The sequence below is a fragment of the Hydrogenophaga sp. genome (genome assembly GCF_051858985.1).
In the GTDB taxonomy this organism is placed as follows: Bacteria; Pseudomonadota; Gammaproteobacteria; order Burkholderiales; family Burkholderiaceae_C; genus Hydrogenophaga.
In genome coordinates this window covers 645609-665936 of sequence record NZ_JBHYGM010000001.1, presented here as the reverse complement: position 1 = coordinate 665936, position 20328 = coordinate 645609, and the positions used below count along the sequence as shown (strand labels likewise).

The 20328-nt window shown below is 66.7% G+C and carries 20 protein-coding genes and 1 tRNA gene; 11 read left to right on the top strand and 10 right to left on the bottom strand.

Annotated features, from left to right (window positions below; all coding sequences use genetic code 11):
• Positions 1-5 precede the first annotated feature (5 nt).
• Both ACTIEY_RS03220 and ACTIEY_RS03215 read right to left on the bottom strand, forming a co-directional pair.
• Complete coding sequence (locus ACTIEY_RS03220) at positions 6-641, bottom strand: Smr/MutS family protein (RefSeq protein ID WP_439517655.1); 636 nt, start codon at positions 639-641, stop codon at positions 6-8.
• Positions 619-900 (bottom strand): hypothetical protein, encoded by a 282-nt coding sequence (locus ACTIEY_RS03215; protein ID WP_439517654.1) that lies wholly within the window; start codon positions 898-900, stop codon positions 619-621. Before ACTIEY_RS03215 ends, ACTIEY_RS03220 begins: the two co-directional genes overlap by 23 nt.
• A 146-nt stretch (positions 901-1046) precedes the next feature.
• Between ACTIEY_RS03215 and ACTIEY_RS03210 the strand changes: the two genes are divergently transcribed.
• Entirely contained in the window at positions 1047-1925 is an 879-nt protein-coding gene (locus ACTIEY_RS03210; protein WP_439517653.1) for a class II aldolase/adducin family protein, read from the top strand.
• A 187-nt stretch (positions 1926-2112) separates the two neighbouring features.
• On the opposite strand, the gene radC is transcribed toward ACTIEY_RS03210, so the two are convergent.
• On the bottom strand, positions 2113-2805 hold the full coding sequence (gene radC / locus ACTIEY_RS03205) for a RadC family protein (RefSeq protein WP_439517652.1): 693 nt from the start codon (positions 2803-2805) through the stop codon (positions 2113-2115).
• Between the two features lie 65 nt (positions 2806-2870).
• Here radC and ACTIEY_RS03200 point away from each other — a divergent pair, with 65 nt between their 5' ends.
• The 5 genes from ACTIEY_RS03200 to ACTIEY_RS03180 all read left to right on the top strand — a co-directional run bounded on the left by ACTIEY_RS03200 (position 2871) and on the right by ACTIEY_RS03180 (position 6972).
• Positions 2871-3317 (top strand): FKBP-type peptidyl-prolyl cis-trans isomerase, encoded by a 447-nt coding sequence (locus ACTIEY_RS03200; protein WP_439517651.1) that lies wholly within the window; start codon positions 2871-2873, stop codon positions 3315-3317.
• Positions 3317-4288, top strand: a complete 972-nt coding sequence (gene ispH / locus ACTIEY_RS03195; RefSeq protein ID WP_439517650.1) for a 4-hydroxy-3-methylbut-2-enyl diphosphate reductase — start codon at positions 3317-3319, stop codon at positions 4286-4288. The genes ACTIEY_RS03200 and ispH overlap by 1 nt, the downstream gene beginning before the upstream one ends.
• Before the next feature lie 42 nt (positions 4289-4330).
• A complete protein-coding gene (gene serS / locus ACTIEY_RS03190; RefSeq protein ID WP_439517649.1) occupies positions 4331-5644 on the top strand; it encodes a serine--tRNA ligase in 1314 nt (437 codons plus the stop codon).
• 201 nt (positions 5645-5845) lie between these two features.
• Complete coding sequence (locus tag ACTIEY_RS03185; RefSeq protein ID WP_439517648.1) at positions 5846-6340, top strand: FecR family protein; 495 nt, start codon at positions 5846-5848, stop codon at positions 6338-6340.
• Entirely contained in the window at positions 6337-6972 is a 636-nt protein-coding gene (locus ACTIEY_RS03180; protein WP_439517647.1) for an OmpA family protein, read from the top strand. The genes ACTIEY_RS03185 and ACTIEY_RS03180 overlap by 4 nt, the downstream gene beginning before the upstream one ends.
• Before the next feature lie 28 nt (positions 6973-7000).
• Here ACTIEY_RS03180 and ACTIEY_RS03175 read toward each other — a convergent pair.
• Positions 7001-7091 (bottom strand) — tRNA-Ser (locus ACTIEY_RS03175).
• Positions 7092-7201: 110 nt separating this feature from the next.
• Here ACTIEY_RS03175 and ACTIEY_RS03170 point away from each other — a divergent pair.
• A complete protein-coding gene (locus tag ACTIEY_RS03170; protein WP_439517646.1) occupies positions 7202-8629 on the top strand; it encodes a sensor histidine kinase in 1428 nt (475 codons plus the stop codon).
• Here the strand turns inward: ACTIEY_RS03170 and ACTIEY_RS03165 are convergent.
• The 6 genes from ACTIEY_RS03165 to ppc form a co-directional block, all read right to left on the bottom strand.
• Complete coding sequence (locus ACTIEY_RS03165) at positions 8615-9208, bottom strand: LuxR C-terminal-related transcriptional regulator (protein WP_086122810.1); 594 nt, start codon at positions 9206-9208, stop codon at positions 8615-8617. The two genes, ACTIEY_RS03170 and ACTIEY_RS03165, sit on opposite strands and share 15 nt — an antisense overlap.
• 246 nt (positions 9209-9454) lie before the next feature.
• A complete protein-coding gene (locus ACTIEY_RS03160; protein ID WP_439517645.1) occupies positions 9455-10747 on the bottom strand; it encodes a tryptophan--tRNA ligase in 1293 nt (430 codons plus the stop codon).
• A 13-nt stretch (positions 10748-10760) separates the two neighbouring features.
• Positions 10761-11429, bottom strand: a complete 669-nt coding sequence (locus tag ACTIEY_RS03155; RefSeq protein WP_439517644.1) for a site-2 protease family protein — start codon at positions 11427-11429, stop codon at positions 10761-10763.
• Between the two features lie 44 nt (positions 11430-11473).
• Positions 11474-12109, bottom strand: coding sequence for an L-threonylcarbamoyladenylate synthase (locus ACTIEY_RS03150; protein ID WP_439517643.1), 636 nt, complete (start codon positions 12107-12109; stop codon positions 11474-11476).
• 14 nt (positions 12110-12123) lie between these two features.
• Entirely contained in the window at positions 12124-12978 is an 855-nt protein-coding gene (locus ACTIEY_RS03145) for a 3',5'-nucleoside bisphosphate phosphatase (RefSeq protein WP_439517642.1), read from the bottom strand.
• 43 nt (positions 12979-13021) lie between these two features.
• Positions 13022-15832: a phosphoenolpyruvate carboxylase gene (ppc, locus tag ACTIEY_RS03140; RefSeq protein WP_439517641.1), complete on the bottom strand. Its 2811-nt coding sequence runs from the start codon at positions 15830-15832 to the stop codon at positions 13022-13024.
• 131 nt (positions 15833-15963) lie between these two features.
• On the opposite strand from ppc, the gene hemC reads away from it, so the two are divergent.
• From hemC to ACTIEY_RS03120, 4 genes are read left to right on the top strand one after another with little or no spacing between them, the layout of a single operon-like run.
• Complete coding sequence (hemC, locus tag ACTIEY_RS03135) at positions 15964-16920, top strand: hydroxymethylbilane synthase (RefSeq protein ID WP_439517640.1); 957 nt, start codon at positions 15964-15966, stop codon at positions 16918-16920.
• A gap of 4 nt (positions 16921-16924) precedes the next feature.
• The gene (locus ACTIEY_RS03130) at positions 16925-17788 is read left to right on the top strand and encodes a uroporphyrinogen-III synthase (RefSeq protein ID WP_439517639.1); all 864 of its coding nucleotides are present in this window, start codon (positions 16925-16927) and stop codon (positions 17786-17788) included.
• Positions 17785-19011: a uroporphyrinogen-III C-methyltransferase gene (locus ACTIEY_RS03125; protein ID WP_439517638.1), complete on the top strand. Its 1227-nt coding sequence runs from the start codon at positions 17785-17787 to the stop codon at positions 19009-19011. Before ACTIEY_RS03130 ends, ACTIEY_RS03125 begins: the two co-directional genes overlap by 4 nt.
• Positions 19011-20324, top strand: a complete 1314-nt coding sequence (locus ACTIEY_RS03120) for a heme biosynthesis protein HemY (RefSeq protein ID WP_439517637.1) — start codon at positions 19011-19013, stop codon at positions 20322-20324. Before ACTIEY_RS03125 ends, ACTIEY_RS03120 begins: the two co-directional genes overlap by 1 nt.
• Positions 20325-20328 lie beyond the last annotated feature (4 nt).

Sequence of the window (20328 nt, the reverse complement as noted above, 5' to 3'; positions counted from 1 at the left end):
GCTGCTCACCCCGGGCGCAGCAGCACCACCAGGGCACCAGCGCCACCCTCCGCCGGGCGCGCCTGCACGAAGGCCATCACTTCGTTCTTCTGCACCAGCCAGCGCAGCACGCGCTGCTTGAGCACCGGTGTGCGCCCCGGCGAACCCAGACCCTTGCCGTGCACCACGCGCACGCAGCGCAGGCCGTTCTGGTGGGCCTCCCGAATGAATCGGCCCAGCGCTTCGCGCGCCTCGTCGACGCGCAGGCCGTGCAGGTCGATCTGGCGCTGGATGCTCCACCCGCCTTCGCGCAGTTTGCGCACCACCGCCGGGCCCAGCCCTGGTCGGCGGTAGCTCAGCATGTCGTCGGTGTGCAGCAGGGTCTCGACGTCGAAATCGTCGGACAGGGCTTCGCGCATCACGGCGGCTTCGTCGCGCAGGCGCTGGACGGGCTGCGGATCGACCGGCACGCGGCGCGGCGGTATGCGCCCTTTGTCGGCCAGCGGTTGCACCGGCCCGACGGCGAGCGCAAACAGTTTCTGCTCGCGCTCGCGGCGCAGTTTCAGCAGGCGTTCGGCATCGTCGCGCGCGGCGTGGGCGGCGGCCTGTTCTGCCATGGCGCGTTTGAATGCCTTGAGCTCAGCCAGCGTGCGGACTTTCATTTGGGCATTGTCGCCTTTCAATGACCGACAGGATTTCCGGCAATGCGTAGCGTGATGACGATGTCAGTGAGCGAGTGAGACCGGCTTTGACCCCCGCAACACCGCTGTCTTTGTCTGGTTGCAGGCCGCCCAGCGCTTGGATCTCCGAGTCGGTGAACGCATGGTCGGCGCTGGAATGGGGATCGGCGCGGTTGAGCATCGTCAGCCAGAACCCCGCCAGCCCCAAGGTGCCCTGTCTCTCGCAGCGTGCGCTGCGCATGGGCGTGGTTGGTTGACGGCTTACCCTAAAATGGCGCCGAAATTTCTACGCTGATGACGGCCAGTCGCCAGCCTGCTTGAGCAGCTCTGCGACATGTGCCTGGCTGCGATTGGCTGCAGTGTCCTGCCCCATTTCAACGACATCCCATGCCCTTTTCTTACCGCTCACTTGGCCTTCTCGTTGGCGCAGGAACAGCCTTGTTCTCGGGCGGCTTCCTCGCCGGCCGCAGGAGCGCAGCGCCGGCACCGTTGGCTCTCGGCGAAAAGCATTGCGACGATGCGGACCTTGCGCATCGTCGCAGCCTGTGCACCGCCGTCTCCACCCTGACCACGCGGCATGTCAACACGATGGGAAGCGGCAATGCCGCCATGTGCGTCGCCGGGCCTCAGGGCGAGAAATGGGTGTTGGTGACCGCATCGGGAAAAGGATCGTCGGCTCAGCCCGCCGACCTTGTCGTGATCGACGCACAAACTGCGGCCCCAGTATTCAGCGGTCAACCGAAGCCATCGATCGAGACCGGCATGTTGCTCCAACTCGTGGAGGGTCCTCATTGGGATGAAGGCAAGACGGCGATCCATACGCATGCCGCGCCGGTCGTGGCGGCCTGTGCGGCCGGTACAGCCATCCCTGCTTTCTACGCCATTGGCGGCGGACTGCTGGGCTGCGACGCTGATGGGTCCATTCCTGTCGCCGGCTGGGCCCCGCCCGGCAGCGAGGATCTGGCGCGAAGAGTCGCCGAGGCAATGCTGCCCGCGGGTGCGAACGCCTGCGGCATGCAGGGACACGGCGCTGTCGTTGTCGGGAAATCGCCGCAGTACGCGGCTATCCTGGCCGAACAGCTCCACGTGACGGCCGAAGTGGCCAACAGCGTGGCTGCATCGGGAAATGCGGCGCATGCCTGGAGACCAGACGCCCGACAGCACAGGGACTTTCGCCATTACCTGCAAGGCAGCGCTGGTTGTTGCGCACCAGGGCCCGCCGCCGGCACGCCGCTTGCCGCTTCGCGCCCCCATTCGCCCGCCTAGCCTCCGTATTCGGAGTTGCGCAAGGTAGCGGTGATTGGCGAGGGACCTGCGGGACTGGTCTCAGGGCGGTATTTTCAGGCGCACGAATACAAGCCCGTCCTGTTCGAGCAGAGTAGCCCATGTTGCCGCTGATCTGCTCGGCGGACCTCACGACAACTTGTGGGTGATTGAAAGCGAGGTCGCCCGCTTACACCAACCCCATTTCCGCCATGGACGCCGCGCGCTCGCGCGTGACGATGAAGTGGTCGAGCACGCGCACGTCCACCAGCCCCAGCGCCGCCTTGAGAGTGGCCGTGAGGGTTTCATCGGCACGGGACGGCTGCGCTACGCCACTGGGATGGTTGTGGGCCAGCACCACCGCCGCGCAGTGGTGGTGCAGGGCGCGCAGCACCACTTCGCGGGGGTAGACGCTGGTCTGCGTGAGCGTGCCGCGAAACAGTTCTTCCAGGGCGATCAGGCGGTTCTGGTTGTCCAGGAACATCACCGCGAACACCTCGTGGTGCCGTCCGCCCAACTGCAACTGCAGGTAGTCGCGAACCGCCTGGGGGCTGTCGAACACCGGGCTTTGCTGCAGCCGGTGCGCCAGTGCACGGCGCGCCAGCTCCAGGACCGCCACCATTTCGGCCCGCTTGGCCGGGCCCAGACCCTTGATCTCTCGCAGCGCATCGGCGCCGGTGTTCAGCAGGCCGCCCATGCCGCCAAAGCGGTCCAGCAGTTCCTGGGCGAGCTGCACCACGTGTTTGCCGGGGATGCCGGTGCGCAGCAGCAGCGCCAGCAATTCGGCGTCGCTGAGCGCCGACGGGCCGCGCGCCAGCAGCTTTTCGCGCGGGCGCATGTCGCTGGGCAGGCTCTTGAGCCCGGGTGTCAAAAGGCCTTCCATCCTGTTTTTCTCCCTGTTGGAGCGTGCTTTTTACAATAGGCCTTGTTGCCACTACTCCCCCTCCCATGCCCCACGTCCAAGAAGGCTCCTTCCTGACCCTGCATTACCGCATGTCAGGACCGCAGGGCCAGGTGATCATCGACACCTTCGGCGGCCAGCCGGCCACGCTCAGCCTGGGCGCGGGCGAGCTGTCGCCGGCGATCGAACAACGGCTGATGGGCCTGGAGGAGGGCACGCAGACCGTGATCGAGCTCGACGAGGGCGAAGCGTTTGGCGATCGGCAGCCCGAGATGGTGCAGTGGGTGGCGCGCAAGCTGCTCAACGAACTGGGCGATCCGCACGAGCAGTACGTGGCGGGTGACGTGGTGCAGTTCCCCACGCCCGATGGACTGGGCAGCTATGCCGGCTCCGCCGTGGAGGTGCGCGAGGACGGCGCGGTGCTGTTCGATTTCAATCACCCGCTGGCGGGCCAGCCTGTGCGCTTCGAAGTGCAGTTGATCGGAGTGCTGTGATGCCGGATTCCCAAGAGATCGTTCTGGCCGAGCCGCGCGGGTTCTGTGCGGGTGTGGACCGCGCCATCGAGATCGTTGAGCGCGCCATCGCCAAGTTCGGCCGGCCCATCTATGTGCGCCACGAGATCGTGCACAACACCTATGTGGTCAACGACCTCAAGGCCAAGGGGGCCATCTTCATCGAGGACCTCGCCGAGGTGCCGCCCGGCGCGACCCTGGTGTTCTCCGCCCACGGTGTGAGCAAGGCCATCCAGCAGGAGGCCAAGCAGCGCGGCTTCCACGTGTTCGACGCCACCTGCCCGCTGGTGACCAAGGTGCATGTGGAAGTGGCCAAGCTGCACCGCGAGGGCTTCGAGTTCATCATGATCGGCCACAAGGGTCACCCGGAAGTGGAAGGCACCATGGGTCAGCTGGAAAGCGGCATCCACCTGGTGGAAGACGTGCGGGACGTGGCGCACGTGTCGCCAGGGCAGACGCAGAAGCTGGCGGTGGTCACGCAGACCACCTTGTCGGTGGATGACGCCGCGCAGATCCTGAGCGCGGTCAAGGCGCGTTTCCCGCAGGTGCGCGAACCCAAGCAGCAGGACATCTGCTATGCCACCCAGAACCGACAGGACGCCGTCAAGCTGCTCAGTCCGCAGGTCGACATCGTCATCGTGGTCGGCAGTCCCACCAGTTCCAACAGCAACCGCCTGCGTGAGGTCGCCATCAAGCTGGGCACCGCCAGCCACATGGTGGACAGCGCCGACGAGCTCAAGGCCGAGTGGTTCGTGGGCAAACGCCGCGTGGGCCTGACCGCTGGCGCCTCGGCACCCGAAATCCTGGTGCGCCAGGTGATCGATCGCATCAAGGCGCTGGGTGCCATCTCCGTGCGCACCATGGACGGCCTGACGGAAACCATCAAGTTCCCGCTGCCCAAGGGACTCAAGTCCGAAGGCGGCGACACCGCTCCGCTCCAGCATCTGCGCTGACGCGCGAGCGTCCTGTTCAGGGCGCAAAACTACAATCGCCGCATGCTAGACATCGTCCAACTCAGAAAAGACCTCGACGCCGTCGTGGCGCGCCTGGAAACCCGCAAGCAGCCCCAGCCCTATCTGGACGTGGCCGCCTTCCGGGCGCTGGAAGCCGAACGCAAGGCTCTGCAGACCCGCACCGAAGACCTGCAGAGCCAGCGCAACACACTGTCCAAGCAGATCGGCCAGCTCAAGGCCAGGGGCGAAAGTACAGATGCCGTGATGGCCCAGGTGGCGTCTTTCAAGGCCGAGCTCGAGGCATCGGGTGTCCGGCTGGAGGCGATTCAGGCCGAGCTGCAGGCGATGTTGTTGTCGGTGCCGAACCTTCCCCACGAAAGCGTGCCGGTGGGCAGCGACGAGCAGGGCAACGTGGAACTGCGGCGCTGGGGCACGCCCCGCACATTCGATTTCGAGCTGCGCGACCACGTCGACATCGGCGAGCAACTGGGGCTCGACTTCGAAACCGGCACCAAGCTCGCGGGCTCGCGCTTCACCTTCATGCGCGGTCCCATTGCCCGCCTGCACCGCGCGCTCGCCCAGTTCATGCTGGATGTGCAAACGCAGGAGCATGGTTACACCGAGTGCTACACGCCCTACATCGTGAACGCCGAAACGCTGCTGGGCACTGGTCAACTGCCCAAGTTCGAGGGCGACATGTTCGCCGTGAAAAAGGGCGGCCAGGAAAGCGAACCCGTGCCCGACACGCAGGCGCTCTACCTCATTTCCACCAGCGAGATCACGCTGACCAACACCGTGCGCGACACGGTGCTGGCCGAATCCGAGCTGCCGATCCGCATGACCGCGCACACGCCGTGCTTCCGCTCCGAGGCCGGCAGCGCAGGGCGCGACACGCGGGGCATGATCCGCCAGCACCAGTTCGACAAGGTGGAGATGGTGCAGATCGTGCATCCGGAGAAGAGCTATGAGGCGCTGGATGCCATGACCGGGCACGCCGAGGCCGTCCTGCAGAAGCTGGGTCTGCCCTACCGCGTGATCGTGCTGTGCACTGGCGATATGGGGTTTGGTTCCACGCGCACCCACGACCTGGAGGTGTGGGTGCCAGCGCAGGGCACGTACCGCGAGATCAGCTCGGTTTCCAACTGCGAAGCCTTCCAGGCGCGCCGGCTGCAAGCCCGTTTCAAGAACGCCCAGGGCAAGAACGAGCTGGTGCACACGCTCAATGGCTCGGGACTGGCCGTGGGGCGCGCGCTCGTGGCAGTGCTGGAGAACTTCCAGAACGCGGACGGCAGTGTGACCGTGCCCGAGGTCTTGCGTCCTTACATGGGTGGACTCGATCGCCTCACGGCGGCCTGAAGACGGCTCCCGGCACTGCAGAAGGCCCCGCATCGCGGGGTTTTTTGTGGGCGGGAGGGCCCGATCGCATGTGGCAAGCGTGATGGATTTGGCCTGAACGCGCTTAAAAAAGCGATGCGCGCGCGCTGTGTGCGCCAACGCACAGTGGCACCCGGGGTGCACTTCTAAGCTGCGCTGCATCGCTCACTCCAGGTCGCTCCCATGCCCACAGTCCACCGCATTTCTTTCCTCCCCGTGTCGCGCACATGCCTGCTCGCGGCCATGGGGCTCTCGGCCGCGCTGGGTGCGGTGGGCCATGCGCGCGCGAACGACGCCCCGGTGGCGACCTTGAAAAGCGTTTCCGGCGACATCAGTGTGGCGCGCAAGGACGCCCTGGTGGATGCAGGATCCGGCACGCAGCTGTTTGTTTCGGATCGCATCGTCTCAGGCACCAACTCCTCGGCCGGCATCGTGTTCAAGGACGGTACGGTGATGACCGTCGGACCTTCTGCGGACATCCAGGTGCGCGACTACACCTTCGAGCCCAAGCGGGAAAAGTACGATTTCTTCGTCTACCTCGCGAAGGGGGCCGCGATCTATTCGTCCGGCATGATCGGCAAGCTGTCGCCCGAAGCGGTGAAGGTGGCCACGCCCATCGCCACCATCGGCGTTCGCGGCACCCGCTTCATCGTCGACGCGGGCCAGCCCCGCCCATGAGCGCCATCAGTACGCGATTCGCGCGTCTCGGAGCCGCCATTCTCATCATCGGTGCCGTGCTGGGGGGATGCGCCACCCAGCCGCATCCAGCGCCACGGACGACTGTTGTCCTGCTGCCTGACGACGATGGCAAGGTGGGCGCCGTCACGGTGTCGTCTTCGTCCGGTTCGCAGCCCCTCGACGGCGGCTTCACCTTCACCAGCGTGGAATCGGCCACCGCAGCGCCGCTGAAGGCAGGCTCCGTGGACCGCGCCGCGTTGAACAGGGAATATGGCGAACTGATCCGGCTTCAGGCGCCGATGCCCCTGAGGTTCACCCTGTACTTCCTGCTGGACAAGACCGAACTGACCGAGGAGTCGAGGTCCCAGCTGCCCGCCGTGCTGGCTGCGGTGCGCGAGAGAAAGCCCACCAGCATCACCGTGTTCGGTCACGCCGACGCCACCGGCTCATCCGCTCGCAACATGAAACTGTCAGCCGAGCGGGCCGAGGCGGCGGCCAACCTGTTGCGTGCGGGCGATTCTTCGCTCGGCGACATCGAACTGCAGTTTTTCGGCGACAGGAAACCGCTGGTTTCGCCCGGCGCTGGCGCGTCGGAAGCCAGAAACCGGCGAGTGGAAATCCTGGCCTATTGAGTCGAACCAGAGCCGCTGTCCAGGGGTCTGGCGGAGAGGGTGGGATTCGAACCCACGGTACGTTGAAAACGTACACGGGATTTCGAGTCCCGCGCATTCGACCACTCTGCCACCTCTCCGTGTTCGAAGCCTGCGATTCTAGCAGGAGGCTTCTTGCTGCATTCTGTGCCCGGCCCGGCCGCGGCCGGTGAGACAATGCGCGAACCTGTGCCCGCCTCCGTGGCCCTTCATGCTCGTCGACACCCAACCTGCCACCTACCAGCACGTGCCCGCCTCGCCTGAAGTGCGGGATACCTGGGTCGTCTCCCACCTCATCGGCGTGCTCATGGACAACCTGGGCCCGTCGCTGCTGGCCACAGCGCTGGCATTGCCGCTGCTGGTGTACACCATGTCGGGACATGTGCAACCGTGGGGCCTGGGCACCTGGGCCTTGCTCACGCTGGCCATGCTGGTCTACCGGTACCGGCTGATCGGGATCTACCGACTTCGGTACGACAGCCAGGAAGGCCCGCAGCGACTCGACTTCCTTGAGCGTTACCGATGGACCTGGACCGCATCGGCATTCCTGTGGGGTGGGCCGGTGATCCTGACCTATCTGCAGGCGCCGCATGCCGTGCAGTTCATTTGCGGGCTGGTGGTGCTGGGCCATGCCTTGCTCACGCTGACCTCGTTCAGTGCCTACCTGCCGGTGTTCCGCCACTACGCGGGCACGCTTGTTCTTGCAGTGACCGTGGCGCTGCTGACCAACACCATTCGCCATTTCGACCGCCCCGGCACGATCCAGGTGGGGTTGGTGCTGATGGCGCTGTTGCTGGTCTTCTGGGGCTTGCTGGTGATGGCGGGCCGGCGGCTCCATGATGTGCACCGCTCCAGTTTCGAACTGCAGTTCTCCAACCAGGAACTCATCGATTCACTCACCTTGCAGACACGCGCCTCCCTGCGTGCCGTGGCCACCAAGAACCGTTTCCTGGCTTCGGCCGCGCACGACCTGCGCCAGCCCGTGCACGCGCTGAGCCTCTACGCTGACTGGCTGGCCACCGAGCCCGAAATGGCCCGCGACATCGCGCCGCGCATCCTGCAGTCGACCCGTGCGATCAACGAACTGTTCGACTCGTTGTTCGATCTGACGCGCATCGATGCCGGCAACTACAAGGTGCGTCTGCAGCACGTCGATGTCCGCCAACTGTTTGCCGATCTGTCGCTTCAGTTCGAGCCGGTGGCTCAAGGAAAATCGCTTCGGCTGCGGACCTACGCGAAGCCGTGCACCATCTGGTCCGATCCCGTGGTGCTGCGCCGCATCCTGGGCAACCTGCTGTCCAACGCGTTGCGTCACACGCACCAGGGGGGCGTGTTGCTGGGCCTGCGCCGGCGCGAGGGCATGCTCGTGTTCGAGGTGTGGGACACCGGTGTCGGCATTGCGCGCGAACACCAGCAGGCGATTTTCCAGGAGTTCTTCCGCGTGTCGCAGCACCAGGGCACGGAGGACAGCCTGGGACTGGGCCTGACCATCGTGTCCAAGCTCACCTCGCTCATGGGCTACCAGCTGTCCCTGAACTCGGAAGCGAGCCGCGGGAGTGTGTTTCGCGTGATGCTGCCTGCATTCACGCAGCAGGAGCCGGTCGGAACGACCGAGCCGGGACGCTCAGAGGTCCAGTAGACCCGCGGTGCGAGCCAGATGGCTGGCCTGCGAGCGGCTCTTGACGTTGAGCCGGCGAAACAGGCGCCACAGGTGAACCTTGACGGTGTGCTCGCTGATCTGGAGCTGTTCGGCGATGTCGCGGTTGCTCAGGCCCCGGTCCAGCATCACCAGCAGCTGTTTCTGCCGCTTGGAGAGCTTCTCCGGAATGGTGGGCGCATTCTCGTCCTCCACCTCTTCGGCCAGGAATTCCCGCAACACCTTGGCGATCTGGGCCGCCCCTGCTGATTTCTCCACGTAGGCATCCGCACCGGCTTCGCGGGCGAGGTCCTCGTAGTCGGAGGATGGAGACGCGGAGAGCACGATCAGCGACGTGTCGGGCAGCATCTGGCGCACTTCGCGCACGCCTGAGACGCCGTTGGTGTCGGGCAATTTCAGGTCCAGGCAGACCAGTTCGGGCTCACCGTGTTCGGCAATCGCCTTGCTCACCGCAGCCAGACGCTCCAGCTCGACCACCTGGGTGGATGCCCTCAGGCGACGTAGCAGCATGACGACCGCTTCCCGCATCAGCGGATGGTCATCAATTACAAAAATACTCATGTCTGGCGCGCGGTATTAAGAGGGTTCAAATCGACAGCATATCGAGGTCAAGGCCACTTGGCGATAGCCAAAGGCGTTCAAAGGCAGTCGTTCTTTTTACTTTTGGGCGGCTTTCCGACCCAGGATTCGAACTCACTGCCTCAAATCCGGTTGGATTCTCGGCTGAGGAACGAATGTACATGACTCGGGAACACGTGGGGGTAGATTTTCCACGAATCTGAGGAGGCCTCGATGTGCCCTCGGCCGTCAGGGCGCGGGCGACTGGAAGTGCGCGAGCGCCGCGGCCAAGGCATCGGTATCGGCCTGCACAGCCAGATGTGCCTGCATGTCACCCAGAGCCGCAACGCCGAGTTGCTGGAGGGTGGCAATGGACTGGGCGGCCTGGCGCGGTGAGTCGAATCCACGGCTCTGCAACAGCAATTGACCTGCGGCGTCCATCAGCTTGAAATAGAACAGCCCATCTCCTTCGCGGTACTGCTTGAAGGTGGGCGCCGCGGCCTTGCCCGACTTTTCCTTGCGTTGCGCGTGCGCGCTGTCGAGCCGGCGCAACCCCACCGCATTGCGCAGCCGGGCGGTGAAGGGGGTCGCGATGGCGCGGGCCTTGACAGCCCCCGCCTGCAGGATTTTCTCGATGCGGGCCGGGTCCTGGATGAGCTGGTCATAGACCTCGCGCAGGGGAGCTATCTCCTGGTCCAGCCGCTCAAAGACGGCTTGCTTGGCGTCGCCCCAGGCAATGCCCTCGGCATAGGCGCGGGCCAGCGCGGCGGATTCGTCCGGGGACGCGAAGGCCTGGTAGAGCTGGAACAGCGCCGAGCCCTCGGTGGACTTGGGTTCGCCCGGCGCTCGCGAGTCGGTGACGATGCCCATGATGAGCTTCTTCAGCTGTTCGCGTGGTGTGAACAGTGGGATGGTGTTGTCGTAGCTCTTGCTCATCTTGCGGCCGTCAAGGCCCGGCAGCGTGGCCACATGTTCCTCGATGACCGCTTCTGGCAGCGTGAAATGCTCGCCGTACAGGTGGTTGAAACTCGCCGCCATGTCGCGGGCCATCTCGATGTGCTGGATCTGGTCGCGGCCCACGGGCACCTGGTGCGCGTTGAACATCAGGATGTCGGCGCCCATGAGCACCGGGTACATGAAGAGGCCTGCCGTCACGCCCGCGTCGGGGTCCACGCCGGCTGCGGCGTTCTTGTCCACCGAGGCCTTGTAGGCGTGAGCGCGGTTGAGCACGCCCTTGCCGGTCACACAGGTGAGCAGCCAGGTGAGTTCCGGAATCTCCGGGATGTCGGACTGGCGGTAGAAGGTTACGCGCTCGGGGTCGAGGCCGCAGGCCAGCCAGGTCGCGGCGATCTCCAGCGTGGAGCGTTGAACACGTGCAGGTTCACCCACCTTGATGAGCGCGTGGTAGTCGGCCAGGAAATAGAAGCTCTCGACTTCGGCCAGGCGGCTGGCGCGCACGGTGGGGCGGATGGCGCCCACGTAGTTGCCGAGGTGCGGTGTGCCCGAGGTGGTGATGCCAGTGAGGACGCGTTGGGTTTTCATGAACGGGTTCGGATCAGAGCAGCAGCATGCGGACAGGGGTGAGCAACGTTTCGATGGCGCTGCCCGTGAGCATCATGAGCGGACGCAACCAGAGGTTGCCCACCACGCCGGTGATGACCAGCGCCAGCACGATGAAGAATCCCCAGGGCTCCACGCGGGACACCAGTTCGGCCTGTTTCCAGGGCAGCAGGCCGACCAGGATGCGTCCACCATCCAGCGGGGGCAGGGGGAAGAGGTTGAAGGCGAACATCACCAGATTGACCAGCAAGCCGGCCTGGCACATCTTCAGGAAGAAGGGTTCTTCGACGCCCGCCGAGAGCAGCACGTAGAACAGGATGGTCCAGCCGATGGCCTGCGCCAGGTTGGCGCCCGGGCCGGCCAGTGACACCCAGACCATGTCGCGTTTGGGGTTGCGCAGCTGCCCGAAATTCACCGGCACCGGCTTTGCGTAACCGAACAGGAAGGCGCCGGAAGTGGCGAAGTACAGCATCAGCGGCATCGCGATGGTGCCTACCGGATCGATGTGCTTGAGGGGGTTGAGCGTGATCCGACCCATCATCTCGGCCGTGTTGTCGCCGAACCGCTTCGCTGCGTAACCGTGGGCGGCCTCGTGCAGCGTGATCGCAAACAGCACGGGCAGGGCGTAGAACGCGACGGTCTGAATGATCTGGGCGAAATCCATGGGGTGGGGCGTCGGGCAAACGCGTATTGTCCCAGAGCGGCCCGTCAGAGGCCGAGCGCGGCCAATGGGCCCTGACCCGTGCGCAGCACCTCGGGGTCGCCGCCCGTGCCCATGGGCGTCAGATCGATCACCGTGGTGGGCTCCAGCGCGCAGGCGCCAGCGTCGATCACGCCCGCCAGGTCGTGTTCGAGCTGGTCGCGGATGTCGTGTGCGTCGTTCAGCGGATCGGTTTGCCCCGGCAGGATCAGCGTGGTCGCCAGCAGCGGCGCATTGTGCAGGGCCAGCAGGTCCTGCAGGGTCTTGTGCGCCGGGACGCGCAGCCCGATGGTCTTTCGTGAGGGATGGCTCACGCGCCGGGGCACTTCCTTGCTGGCTTCCAGAATGAAGGTGTAGGCACCCGGCGTGGCGAGCTTGAGCAGCCGGTACTGCCGGTTGTCCACCTTGGCGTAGCTGGCCAGTTCACTCAGGTCGCGGCAGAGCAGGGTGAGGTGGTGCTTGTCGTCCACCTGACGAATGCGGCGCAGGCGGTCGGCGGCGGCCTTGTCGTCGAGGTGGCAGACCAGCGCGTAGCTGGAGTCGGTGGGCACCGCAAGCACGCCGCCGCGTTCGAGCAGCTGCACCGCCTGCTTGAGCAGGCGCGGCTGAGGGTTGTCGGGATGGACGTCGAAGAACTGGGACATGGACGCGCGCGAACCTACTGGATGCGCGAAGCCAGCAGTTCCCAGACGGGGGTGACACTGCCCGGCAGGTCGGGCAGCTTGCCGAGGTCGGTGTGGCTTTCCTCGGGGCTGTGGAAATCGCTGCCGCGCGATGCCGCCAGGCCGAACTCCTGGCAATAGCCCGCGTACTTCACATAGTCGGCCTGTCCGTGCGCGCCGGTCATCACTTCCACGCCCTGGCCGCCATGGGCCTTGAACTCGGTGAAGAGCGCGAATTCTTCGGTCGGGGTGAGCTTGTAGCGCCCGGGGTGGGCGATCACGGCCACGCCGCCCGCGCCGGTGATCCAGCGCACGGCGTCGCCGAGCGAGGCCCAGCGGTGCGGCACGAAGCCGGGCTTGCCTTCGGTGATGTACTTGCGGAACACCTCGTTGGTGTCCTTGCTCACACCGATCTCCACCAGGTAGCGCGCGAAATGCGAGCGCGAGATCAGTTCGGGGTTGCCCACGTATTTCAGGGCGCCTTCATAGACCCCCGGGATGCCCACCCGCGCCAGGTCATCGCTCATTTCGCGGGCGCGTTCCTCGCGCCCCCCGCGCGTGGCACGCAGGCCGGCCAGCAGCGCTTCGTTGTGGTGGTCCATGCCCAGGCCGACGATGTGCACCGTGATGCCGGCAAACGTCACGGAAATCTCGGCGCCCGTCAAGTAGGACAGGCCGACCTCGTGCGCAGCCGCCAGGGCGCGGTCCTGCCCGCCCAGTTCGTCGTGGTCGGTCAATGCCCAGAGTTCCACACCGTTGGCCTTGGCGCGCTGCGCCAGTGCCTCGGGCGTGAGGGTGCCGTCGGAAACGACGGAGTGACAGTGCAGGTCGGCGTTGGTCAGGGTGTTCACAGGGCCATTCTAGGTTTTGCCCGATCACCGCGCTGAGCAGAGGCTACCCCGTGTTCCGAAGTCCCGCGGCAATGCCGTTGATCGAGATGTGGATGCCGCGCCGCACCCGCTCGTCGCGATCGGCCTGGTTCTCCCCGGCCCGGTAGCGACGCACCAGTTCCACCTGCAGGTGATGCAGGGGATCGATGTAGGGGAACCGGTGCTGCATGGACCGCTGCAGCGCCGCGTTGTTCACCAGACGCTGCTTCTCGCCGGTGATGAGGGCGAGCGCCGCGGCGGTGCGGTGCCATTCGGCTTCGATGGCGGTGAACACCTTGGTGCGCAGGCGCTTGTCCTCCACCAGTTCGGCATAGCGCGAGGCCAGCGCCAGGTCGCTCTTGGCCAGCACCATGTCCATGTTGGAGAGCAGGGTGCTGAAGAAAGGCCACTGCGCCACCATTTTCTGCAGCAGCGCTTTGCGAGCGGCCACGCCCTTGGCACCATCGCGATGGAGGAAGGCGTGCACCGCCGAGCCAAAGCCGTACCAGCCCGGCAAGGTGAGCCTGCACTGGCCCCAGCTGAAACCCCAGGGAATGGCGCGCAGGTCCTCGATCTTCTGTGTGGCCTTGCGCGAAGCCGGGCGCGAACCGATGTTGAGTTCGGCGATCTCGCGGATCGGTGTGGCGGCGAAGAAGTAGTCGGCAAAGCGCGGGGTGTCGTACACGAGCGCGCGGTAGGCGGCCATGCTCTGGCGCGAAATCTCGTCGGCGGCGTCCAGGAAGGCCTTGGGCGCGGCGCGTGAGGTCTGCAGCAGCGTGGCTTCGAGTGTGGCGGCCACCAGTGTTTCGAGGTTGCGCCGCCCGATCTCGGGGTTGGCGTATTTGGATCCGATCACCTCGCCCTGTTCGGTGAGGCGGATCTGCCCGCGCACCGTGCCGGGTGGCTGCGCGAGGATGGCCTGGTAGCTGGGGCCTCCGCCTCTTCCGACGGTGCCACCCCTGCCATGGAACATGCGCAACTGGATGGCCTTCGGGCTTTCCTGGTTCAACCTGTCGAACAGTTCGACCAGCGCAATCTCGGCCCGGTACAACTCCCAGTTGCTGGTGAAGATGCCGCCGTCCTTGTTGCTGTCGGAGTAGCCGAGCATGATGTCCTGCTCGCTGTAGCCATCGGCCGCGCCACGCAGCACCATCGCGCGCACACCGGGCAGGCCGTAGTACTCGCGCATGATGGGCGCGGCATTGCGAAGGTCTTCAATGGTTTCGAACAGCGGCACCACGATCAGGTCGCACACGGCGTCCTCGTCCAGCGTGCCGCGCATGAGCCCTGCCTCCTTCTGCAACAGGAGCACTTCCAGCAGGTCGCTCACGGTTTCGGTGTGGCTGATGATGGCGTGGCGGATCGCCTGGGCGCCAAAGCGCCGGCGCCCGCTGCTCGCGGTGTCGAAGATCGCCAGTTCACCCAGCGTGTGCTCCGAGTAGCTGACCCCGGGCACCCGCAGCGGCCGCGCGTCGTTGAGCTGACGCAGCAGAACCGCGCGCTTGCCCGCTTCGTCCAGCTTCGAATAGTCCGCCTCGATGCGCGCCACCGCGAGCAACTCGGCCACCACCTCTTCGTGCTTGTCCGAGCTCTGGCGCAAGTCCACCGTGGCCAGGTGAAAGCCGAACACCTGCACGGCGCGCATCAGCGGCGTGAGGCGCGCGCGGGCCAGTGCTTCGCCGTGATGTGCCTTGAGCGAAGCTTCGATGACGCGCAGGTCGTCCAGCAATTCGGCCGCGCTGGTGTAGGGGTGCTGCGGCGCCACCGCGTGTCGCGCAGCGTCACCACCCGTGAGTTGCTTGAGCGTGGCGGCCAGTCGCGCGTACATGCCCGTGAGTGCGCGGCGGTAGGGTTCGTCCTGGCGGTGTGCATTGGTATCGGGCGAGCGCTCGGCCAGTGCCAGCATGGCCGGGCTCACGCTGTTGAGCATGGCCGAGACAGAAAGCTCTGCGCCCAGGTGATGCAGCTGCGTGAGGTGGTGGCGCAACACCATCTCGGCCTGGCTGTTCAGGGCCAGCACCAGCGTTTGCGCCGTCACATTGGGGTTGCCATCGCGGTCGCCGCCGATCCACTGGCCCATGCGCAGGAAAGGCGCGATGTGGGCGAGTTCGCTGCCGTCGCCCAGTCCCTCCTCGAGTTCGCGGTACAGGCGCGGAATCTGGGTCAGGAAGGTGGACTCGTAATAGCTCAGCGCGTTTTCGATCTCGTCGGCCACCGTGAGCTTGGTGAAACGCAGCAAGCGCGTCTGCCAGAGCTGGGTGACGCGCGCGCGGATCTGTGCTTCGTTGTCGGCGCGTTCGCGCGGCAGGATGTCGTGTTCGTCGCGCTCGGCCAGCAGGCGTGCAATGGCGCGTTCGGCGTCCAGGATGCTCTTGCGCTGCACTTCAGTGGGGTGTGCCGTGAGCACCGGCGAAATGTGGGCTTGTTCCAGCGTACGCACCACGTCGGCCGGAGCGATGCCTGCCTTGTGCAGGCGTTGCAACGTGCGCGCCAGACTGCCCTCCTGCAGGTCGCCAGCGCGCTCGTGCACGGCGCGACGGCGGATGTGGTGCCGATCCTCGGCCAGGTTGGCCAGGTGGCTGAAGTAGGTGAACGCGCGGATCACGCTCACCGTCTGGTCGCCGCTCAAGCCCTTGAGCAGCTTCTTCAGCGCCTTGTCCGCCGACTGGTCGTCGTGTCGGCGAAACGCCACCGACATCTGGCGGATCTGTTCGATCAGGTCGAAGGCGGCCTGGCCTTCCTGCTCGCGGATGACGTCGCCCAGGATGCGCCCGAGCAGGCGGATGTCCTCGATCAGCGGCTGGTCCTTGTCGTTGCGGTTGGGCTTGCGCGTCATGGGCGTGGGCGTTGATAAGGTGGACCGCCGCTGCGGCAAGAGGCCATGCTAGCATTCAAAAACACCCTTTCAGTTACCAGCCGGGTACCACGCCGCGCAGGTGTTGCGGCCCGGCAGATGCCACTCCACCCATGTCCTCAAGCGCTGCCTCACTGGCCATCACCATCGCCACCCGCGAGAGCCGGCTGGCCCTCTGGCAGGCCGAACACGTCAAGTCGCTGCTGGAAGGGCTTGGCCATCAGGTGACCTTGCTGGGCATGACCACGCTGGGCGACCAGATCCTGGACCGCAGCCTGTCCAAGGTGGGCGGCAAGGGACTCTTCGTCAAGGAACTCGAGGTCGCGCTGGAGGAGGGACGCGCCGACATCGCCGTGCATTCCCTCAAGGATGTGCCGATGGACCTGCCGGCCGGCTTTGCGCTGGCTTGCGTGATGGAACGCGAAGACCCACGCGATGCCTGGGTGTCACCGCACTGCGCGGGCCTCGCCGATCTTCCCGCCAACGGTGTGGTGGGCACTTCCAGCTTGCGTCGCCTGGTGCTGCTGCGTGAGGCGCTCGACCGGGCCGGTCGTGGCGATGTGCGCATCGAGCCACTGCGCGGCAATCTCGACACACGCCTGCGCAAACTCGACGAAGGCCAGTACCACGCCATCGTGCTCGCCGCTGCGGGACTCAAGCGCCTGGGGCTGGCGGCGCGCATCCGCCACATCTTCGAACCCGCCGAATCGCTGCCGGCGGCGGGACAAGGCGCCTTGGGCATCGAGGTGCGTGCCGACCGCGCCGACCTGCTGGCCGCGCTGGCGCCGCTGGCGCACACACCGACCTGGCAGCGCGTGGCGGCCGAGCGCACCGTGTCGCGCGCCATGGGCGGCAGTTGCTCGATGCCGCTGGCTGCCTATGCCGAATGGGATGCCATGGGCCAGTTGCGCCTGCAGGCAGCCTGGGGCGATCCCGAGGGCCAGCAGGCGGTGGTGCGCGTGGCGGGCCACGCGGCGGTGCAGTCACTGGCCGACGCCGAGGCACTCGGCCAGCGCGTGGCTGGCGAGCTGCGCCGGGCCGGTGCACAGCCGCCGCGGCCGGAGGCCTGAAGCCTTGGCGCCGTCCGGCCAACCGACGCCCCCTGCGCGTCGACTGGATCGACTCATCGTCACGCGCCCCGCGCCCGAGGCGCGGGTCTGGGTGGACGCCTTGCGCGAGCAGGGCTGGCCGGCCCACTCGATGCCGCTGATCCACATCGGCGAACCCGAATCGCCGGCCGAGCAGGAAGGCCTGCGCCACTGGCGGCTGAACTGGCCGCAGGCCGACGCCATCCTGTTCGTGAGCGGTGCGGCCGTGAGCCATTTCTTTGCCGCAGACGTGGCGCCGGTGCCCGCCGACCTGAAGACGCGTTTCTGGGCTCCCGGGCCGGGCACGGCCCGCCTGCTGGCCAGCCACCTGGCTCGCCTGGGTATCGACGCCGCGCGCATCGATGCTCCCGAGCACGATGCCGCGCAGTTCGACTCGGAGCACCTGTGGCCTCGGGTGGCCTCGCAGGTGGGCCCCGGTCGCCTGGTGCTCATCGTTCGCGGCGTGTCGCCCGATCAGGAGCCCGCCGACGCAGGCGACATCGCGGGCAGCGGGCGCGACTGGCTCATCCGGCAATGCCTGACGCTGGGTGCGCGGGTGGAGGGCTGTGTGGCCTATGCGCGGCGTCCCCCGGCCCTCACGCCGTCCGATGAGGCCCTGATCCGTGCCGCGGCCGAGCCCGGCAGCGCGTGGTTGTTCAGCAGTTCCGAGGCGCTGCGCACCCTGCGCGCGCGTGAGATCGTGGTCGACTGGTCTCGCAGCAGCGCGCTGGTGACGCATCCCCGCATCGCGCAGGCGGCTCAAGAAGCCGGATTCGACCATGTGCTCATGACCCGGCCATCGCTTGGCGATGTGATGCGCACCCTAGAATCGGCGTGGTACCGACCATGAGCGCAACTTCCTCCGAACTCCCCAACTCCCCGTCAGCGCAAGCCGCTGTCGCCGGCCCTGTCGCTTCACCGCCGCCGGCCCCTGCGCCTGCGCCTTCCGGGCGCGGTTTTGCCCTGCTGGGGCTCACCCTCGCGGTGCTTGCGCTGGTGCTGGGTGGCCTGCTGTGGCAGAAGTTCAACCTGACCCAGCAGGAAATGGCCCGCAGGGCGCAGGATTCCGCCACGCTGGCGGGTGATGCGCGGCGCTACGCCGAGCAGGCCGAGGCGCTCACCCAGGAACTGCAGGCGCGGCTTTCGGTGGCCGAGTTGCGGCTGTCCGAGGTGAGCCTGCAGCGCAGCCAGCTGGAAGAACTCATGTTGTCGCTGTCGCGTTCGCGCGATGACAACCTTGTGCAGGACCTGGAATCGGCGGTGCGGCTCGCCCAGCAGCACGCGCAACTCACCGGCAGTGCGCAGCCCCTCATCTCTGCCCTGCAGGCGGCCGACCAGCGCATCGCACGCGCTGCCCAGCCGCGGCTCAATCCGGTGCAGCGCGCGATCGGGCGCGACATCGAACGCATTCGAGGCGCCGCACTCGCCGACATCCCGTCGCTGGTCCAGCAACTCGACGAACTCGCCCGCCAGATCGATGACTGGCCGCTGCTCAACCAGGTCGGACCCGGCCACCCCGTGACGGTGCCCAAGCCCAGGACCCGCAAGGCTGCCGCGCCCGCAGCGCCCGCAGCGCCCGCGGCGTCCGCGGCGTCCGCGGCGTCCGCGGCGTCCGCGCCGGCCGAGCCCGCGCTGGAAGGCGGCTCGGCCACCGACGCCGCCGCAGATGTGGCGCCCGCGTGGGATGCCCGTCTTTCAATGTGGTGGTCTGGCCTGTGGGAGCGCATGGTGGCCGATGTCTCGCGCAGCAGCCGCGAGCTGGTTCGTGTGAGCCGCATCGACCGCCCCGAGGCCATCCTGCTCGCGCCCGACCAGGCGCTCTTCCTGCGCGAGAACCTCAAGCTCAAGCTGCTCAATGCGCGGCTTGGCTTGCTGGCGCGCCACATGCGTTCGAGCCAGGCCGATCTGATCGCCGTGGAAGCGGCGCTGGGGCGCTACTTCGACACGTCCGCCGCGCCCATCGCCCAGGCCCAGGGCACGCTGGGCAGGCTGCGAAAGGAGCTCGTGGAGAGCGAGCTGCCGCGCCCGGAAGAAACGCTGGCGGCGCTGAACGCGGCCGCGGGAGGCCGCTGATGGCTGCTCGCTTCGGTGGCGCCATGCGCAGCGTGTTCTGGCTGCTCGGCCTGGCGGCTCTGGCGGTGGCGTTGGCACTGCTCGTGGGCCACAACAACGCCACCCTCACCTTGTTCTGGTCGCCTTACCGGTTCGATGTGTCCTTCAACTTTGCGGTCTTCTGCCTGATCGTCGGCTTCGTGCTGCTTTACCTGGCCATGCGCGCCTTCGCCATGTTGCGCGACCTGCCGGCCCAGGCACAGCGCTGGCGCAGCCAGCAGGTCGAGCGCGTGGTCGTGGGTCATGTGCTGGACGCGTTGTCTCATCAGCTTGCCGGGCGTTTCGTGCGCGCCCAGTCGGCGGCGCAGCAGGCGGTGGACCAACTGCGTTCCGTGCCGGCCGGCCAGTGGCCCCGGCGCGACCAGATGCAGCTGCTTGCGCACCTGCTGGTGGCGGAAAGCGCGCAATCCCTGCAGAACCGCGAGCGCCGCGACGAGAACCTGCAGGCGGCGCTCAACCCGAAGCTGGCCCGCAGTGCACCCGATGCCCACGAAGGCGTGCTGCTGCGCGCAGTGCGCTGGGCCGTCGAGGACCGCGATGGCGAGGCCGCGCGCATCCGCCTGGCTGAACTGCCGCAGGGCGCGGCCCGCCGCATCGTGGCGCTGCGCCTGAAGCTGCGCATTGCGCGTCTGGTAGGGGCCTCTGGTGAAGCGCTGGAGACCGCACGCCTGCTGGCCAAGCACCGCGCGTTTTCGGCCGAGGCCTCGCGCAGCATCGTGCGTGGGCTGGCGCTGGACGCGCTGAGCGAGGCGCACGATCTCGCGCAGCTCGATGCCTTCTGGAATGGCCTGGACGCCGAAGAGCGCGCCATGCCCGAACTCGCGCTGGCCGCAGCGCTGCGTGCGAACGAGCTGGCCCGCAGTGTGGCCGGCGACGGCAGCGAGCAGGATCGACAGCTGGCTTCACAGCGCGCGCGCGCCTGGCTCGACCCGCTCTGGACCAGGTTCGACACGCTGGATCCGGTCCAGCAGCGGCACATGGTCATGGCGCTCGAACCCGGGCTGGAGCAGCTCGACGCACAGGGGTTGGCACAACTGGAACAGCTGCAGCGCCAGATGCCGCAGAACGCCAACCTGCAATACCTCGCCGGCCAGGCCTGCCTGCGTCGACAGCTCTGGGGCAAGGCGGCACAGATGCTGGGCCAGGCCAGCAACAGCCTGCGCGACCCCGACTTGTTGCGGCGCACCTGGCGCGGGCTGGCCAAGCTCGCTGAAGAACGGGGCGACGAAGCCGCTGCACAAGCAGCCTGGAAACAGGCCGCATTTCTCGACTGACACC

Excerpts from the sequence above, each read along its gene's own strand:
- ACTIEY_RS03220 (WP_439517655.1), bottom strand. The coding sequence starts at position 641 with ATGAAAGTCCGCACGCTGGCTGAGCTCAAGGCATTCAAACGCGCCATG.
- ACTIEY_RS03215 (WP_439517654.1), bottom strand. The coding sequence starts at position 900 with ATGCGCAGCGCACGCTGCGAGAGACAGGGCACCTTGGGGCTGGCGGGG.
- ACTIEY_RS03210 (WP_439517653.1), top strand. The coding sequence starts at position 1,047 with ATGCCCTTTTCTTACCGCTCACTTGGCCTTCTCGTTGGCGCAGGAACA.
- radC (WP_439517652.1), bottom strand. The coding sequence starts at position 2,805 with ATGGAAGGCCTTTTGACACCCGGGCTCAAGAGCCTGCCCAGCGACATG.
- ACTIEY_RS03200 (WP_439517651.1), top strand. The coding sequence starts at position 2,871 with ATGCCCCACGTCCAAGAAGGCTCCTTCCTGACCCTGCATTACCGCATG.
- ispH (WP_439517650.1), top strand. The coding sequence starts at position 3,317 with ATGCCGGATTCCCAAGAGATCGTTCTGGCCGAGCCGCGCGGGTTCTGT.
- serS (WP_439517649.1), top strand. The coding sequence starts at position 4,331 with ATGCTAGACATCGTCCAACTCAGAAAAGACCTCGACGCCGTCGTGGCG.
- ACTIEY_RS03185 (WP_439517648.1), top strand. The coding sequence starts at position 5,846 with ATGCCCACAGTCCACCGCATTTCTTTCCTCCCCGTGTCGCGCACATGC.
- ACTIEY_RS03180 (WP_439517647.1), top strand. The coding sequence starts at position 6,337 with ATGAGCGCCATCAGTACGCGATTCGCGCGTCTCGGAGCCGCCATTCTC.
- ACTIEY_RS03170 (WP_439517646.1), top strand. The coding sequence starts at position 7,202 with ATGCTCGTCGACACCCAACCTGCCACCTACCAGCACGTGCCCGCCTCG.
- ACTIEY_RS03165 (WP_086122810.1), bottom strand. The coding sequence starts at position 9,208 with ATGAGTATTTTTGTAATTGATGACCATCCGCTGATGCGGGAAGCGGTC.
- ACTIEY_RS03160 (WP_439517645.1), bottom strand. The coding sequence starts at position 10,747 with ATGAAAACCCAACGCGTCCTCACTGGCATCACCACCTCGGGCACACCG.
- ACTIEY_RS03155 (WP_439517644.1), bottom strand. The coding sequence starts at position 11,429 with ATGGATTTCGCCCAGATCATTCAGACCGTCGCGTTCTACGCCCTGCCC.
- ACTIEY_RS03150 (WP_439517643.1), bottom strand. The coding sequence starts at position 12,109 with ATGTCCCAGTTCTTCGACGTCCATCCCGACAACCCTCAGCCGCGCCTG.
- ppc (WP_439517641.1), bottom strand. The coding sequence starts at position 15,832 with ATGACGCGCAAGCCCAACCGCAACGACAAGGACCAGCCGCTGATCGAG.
- hemC (WP_439517640.1), top strand. The coding sequence starts at position 15,964 with ATGTCCTCAAGCGCTGCCTCACTGGCCATCACCATCGCCACCCGCGAG.
- ACTIEY_RS03125 (WP_439517638.1), top strand. The coding sequence starts at position 17,785 with ATGAGCGCAACTTCCTCCGAACTCCCCAACTCCCCGTCAGCGCAAGCC.
- ACTIEY_RS03120 (WP_439517637.1), top strand. The coding sequence starts at position 19,011 with ATGGCTGCTCGCTTCGGTGGCGCCATGCGCAGCGTGTTCTGGCTGCTC.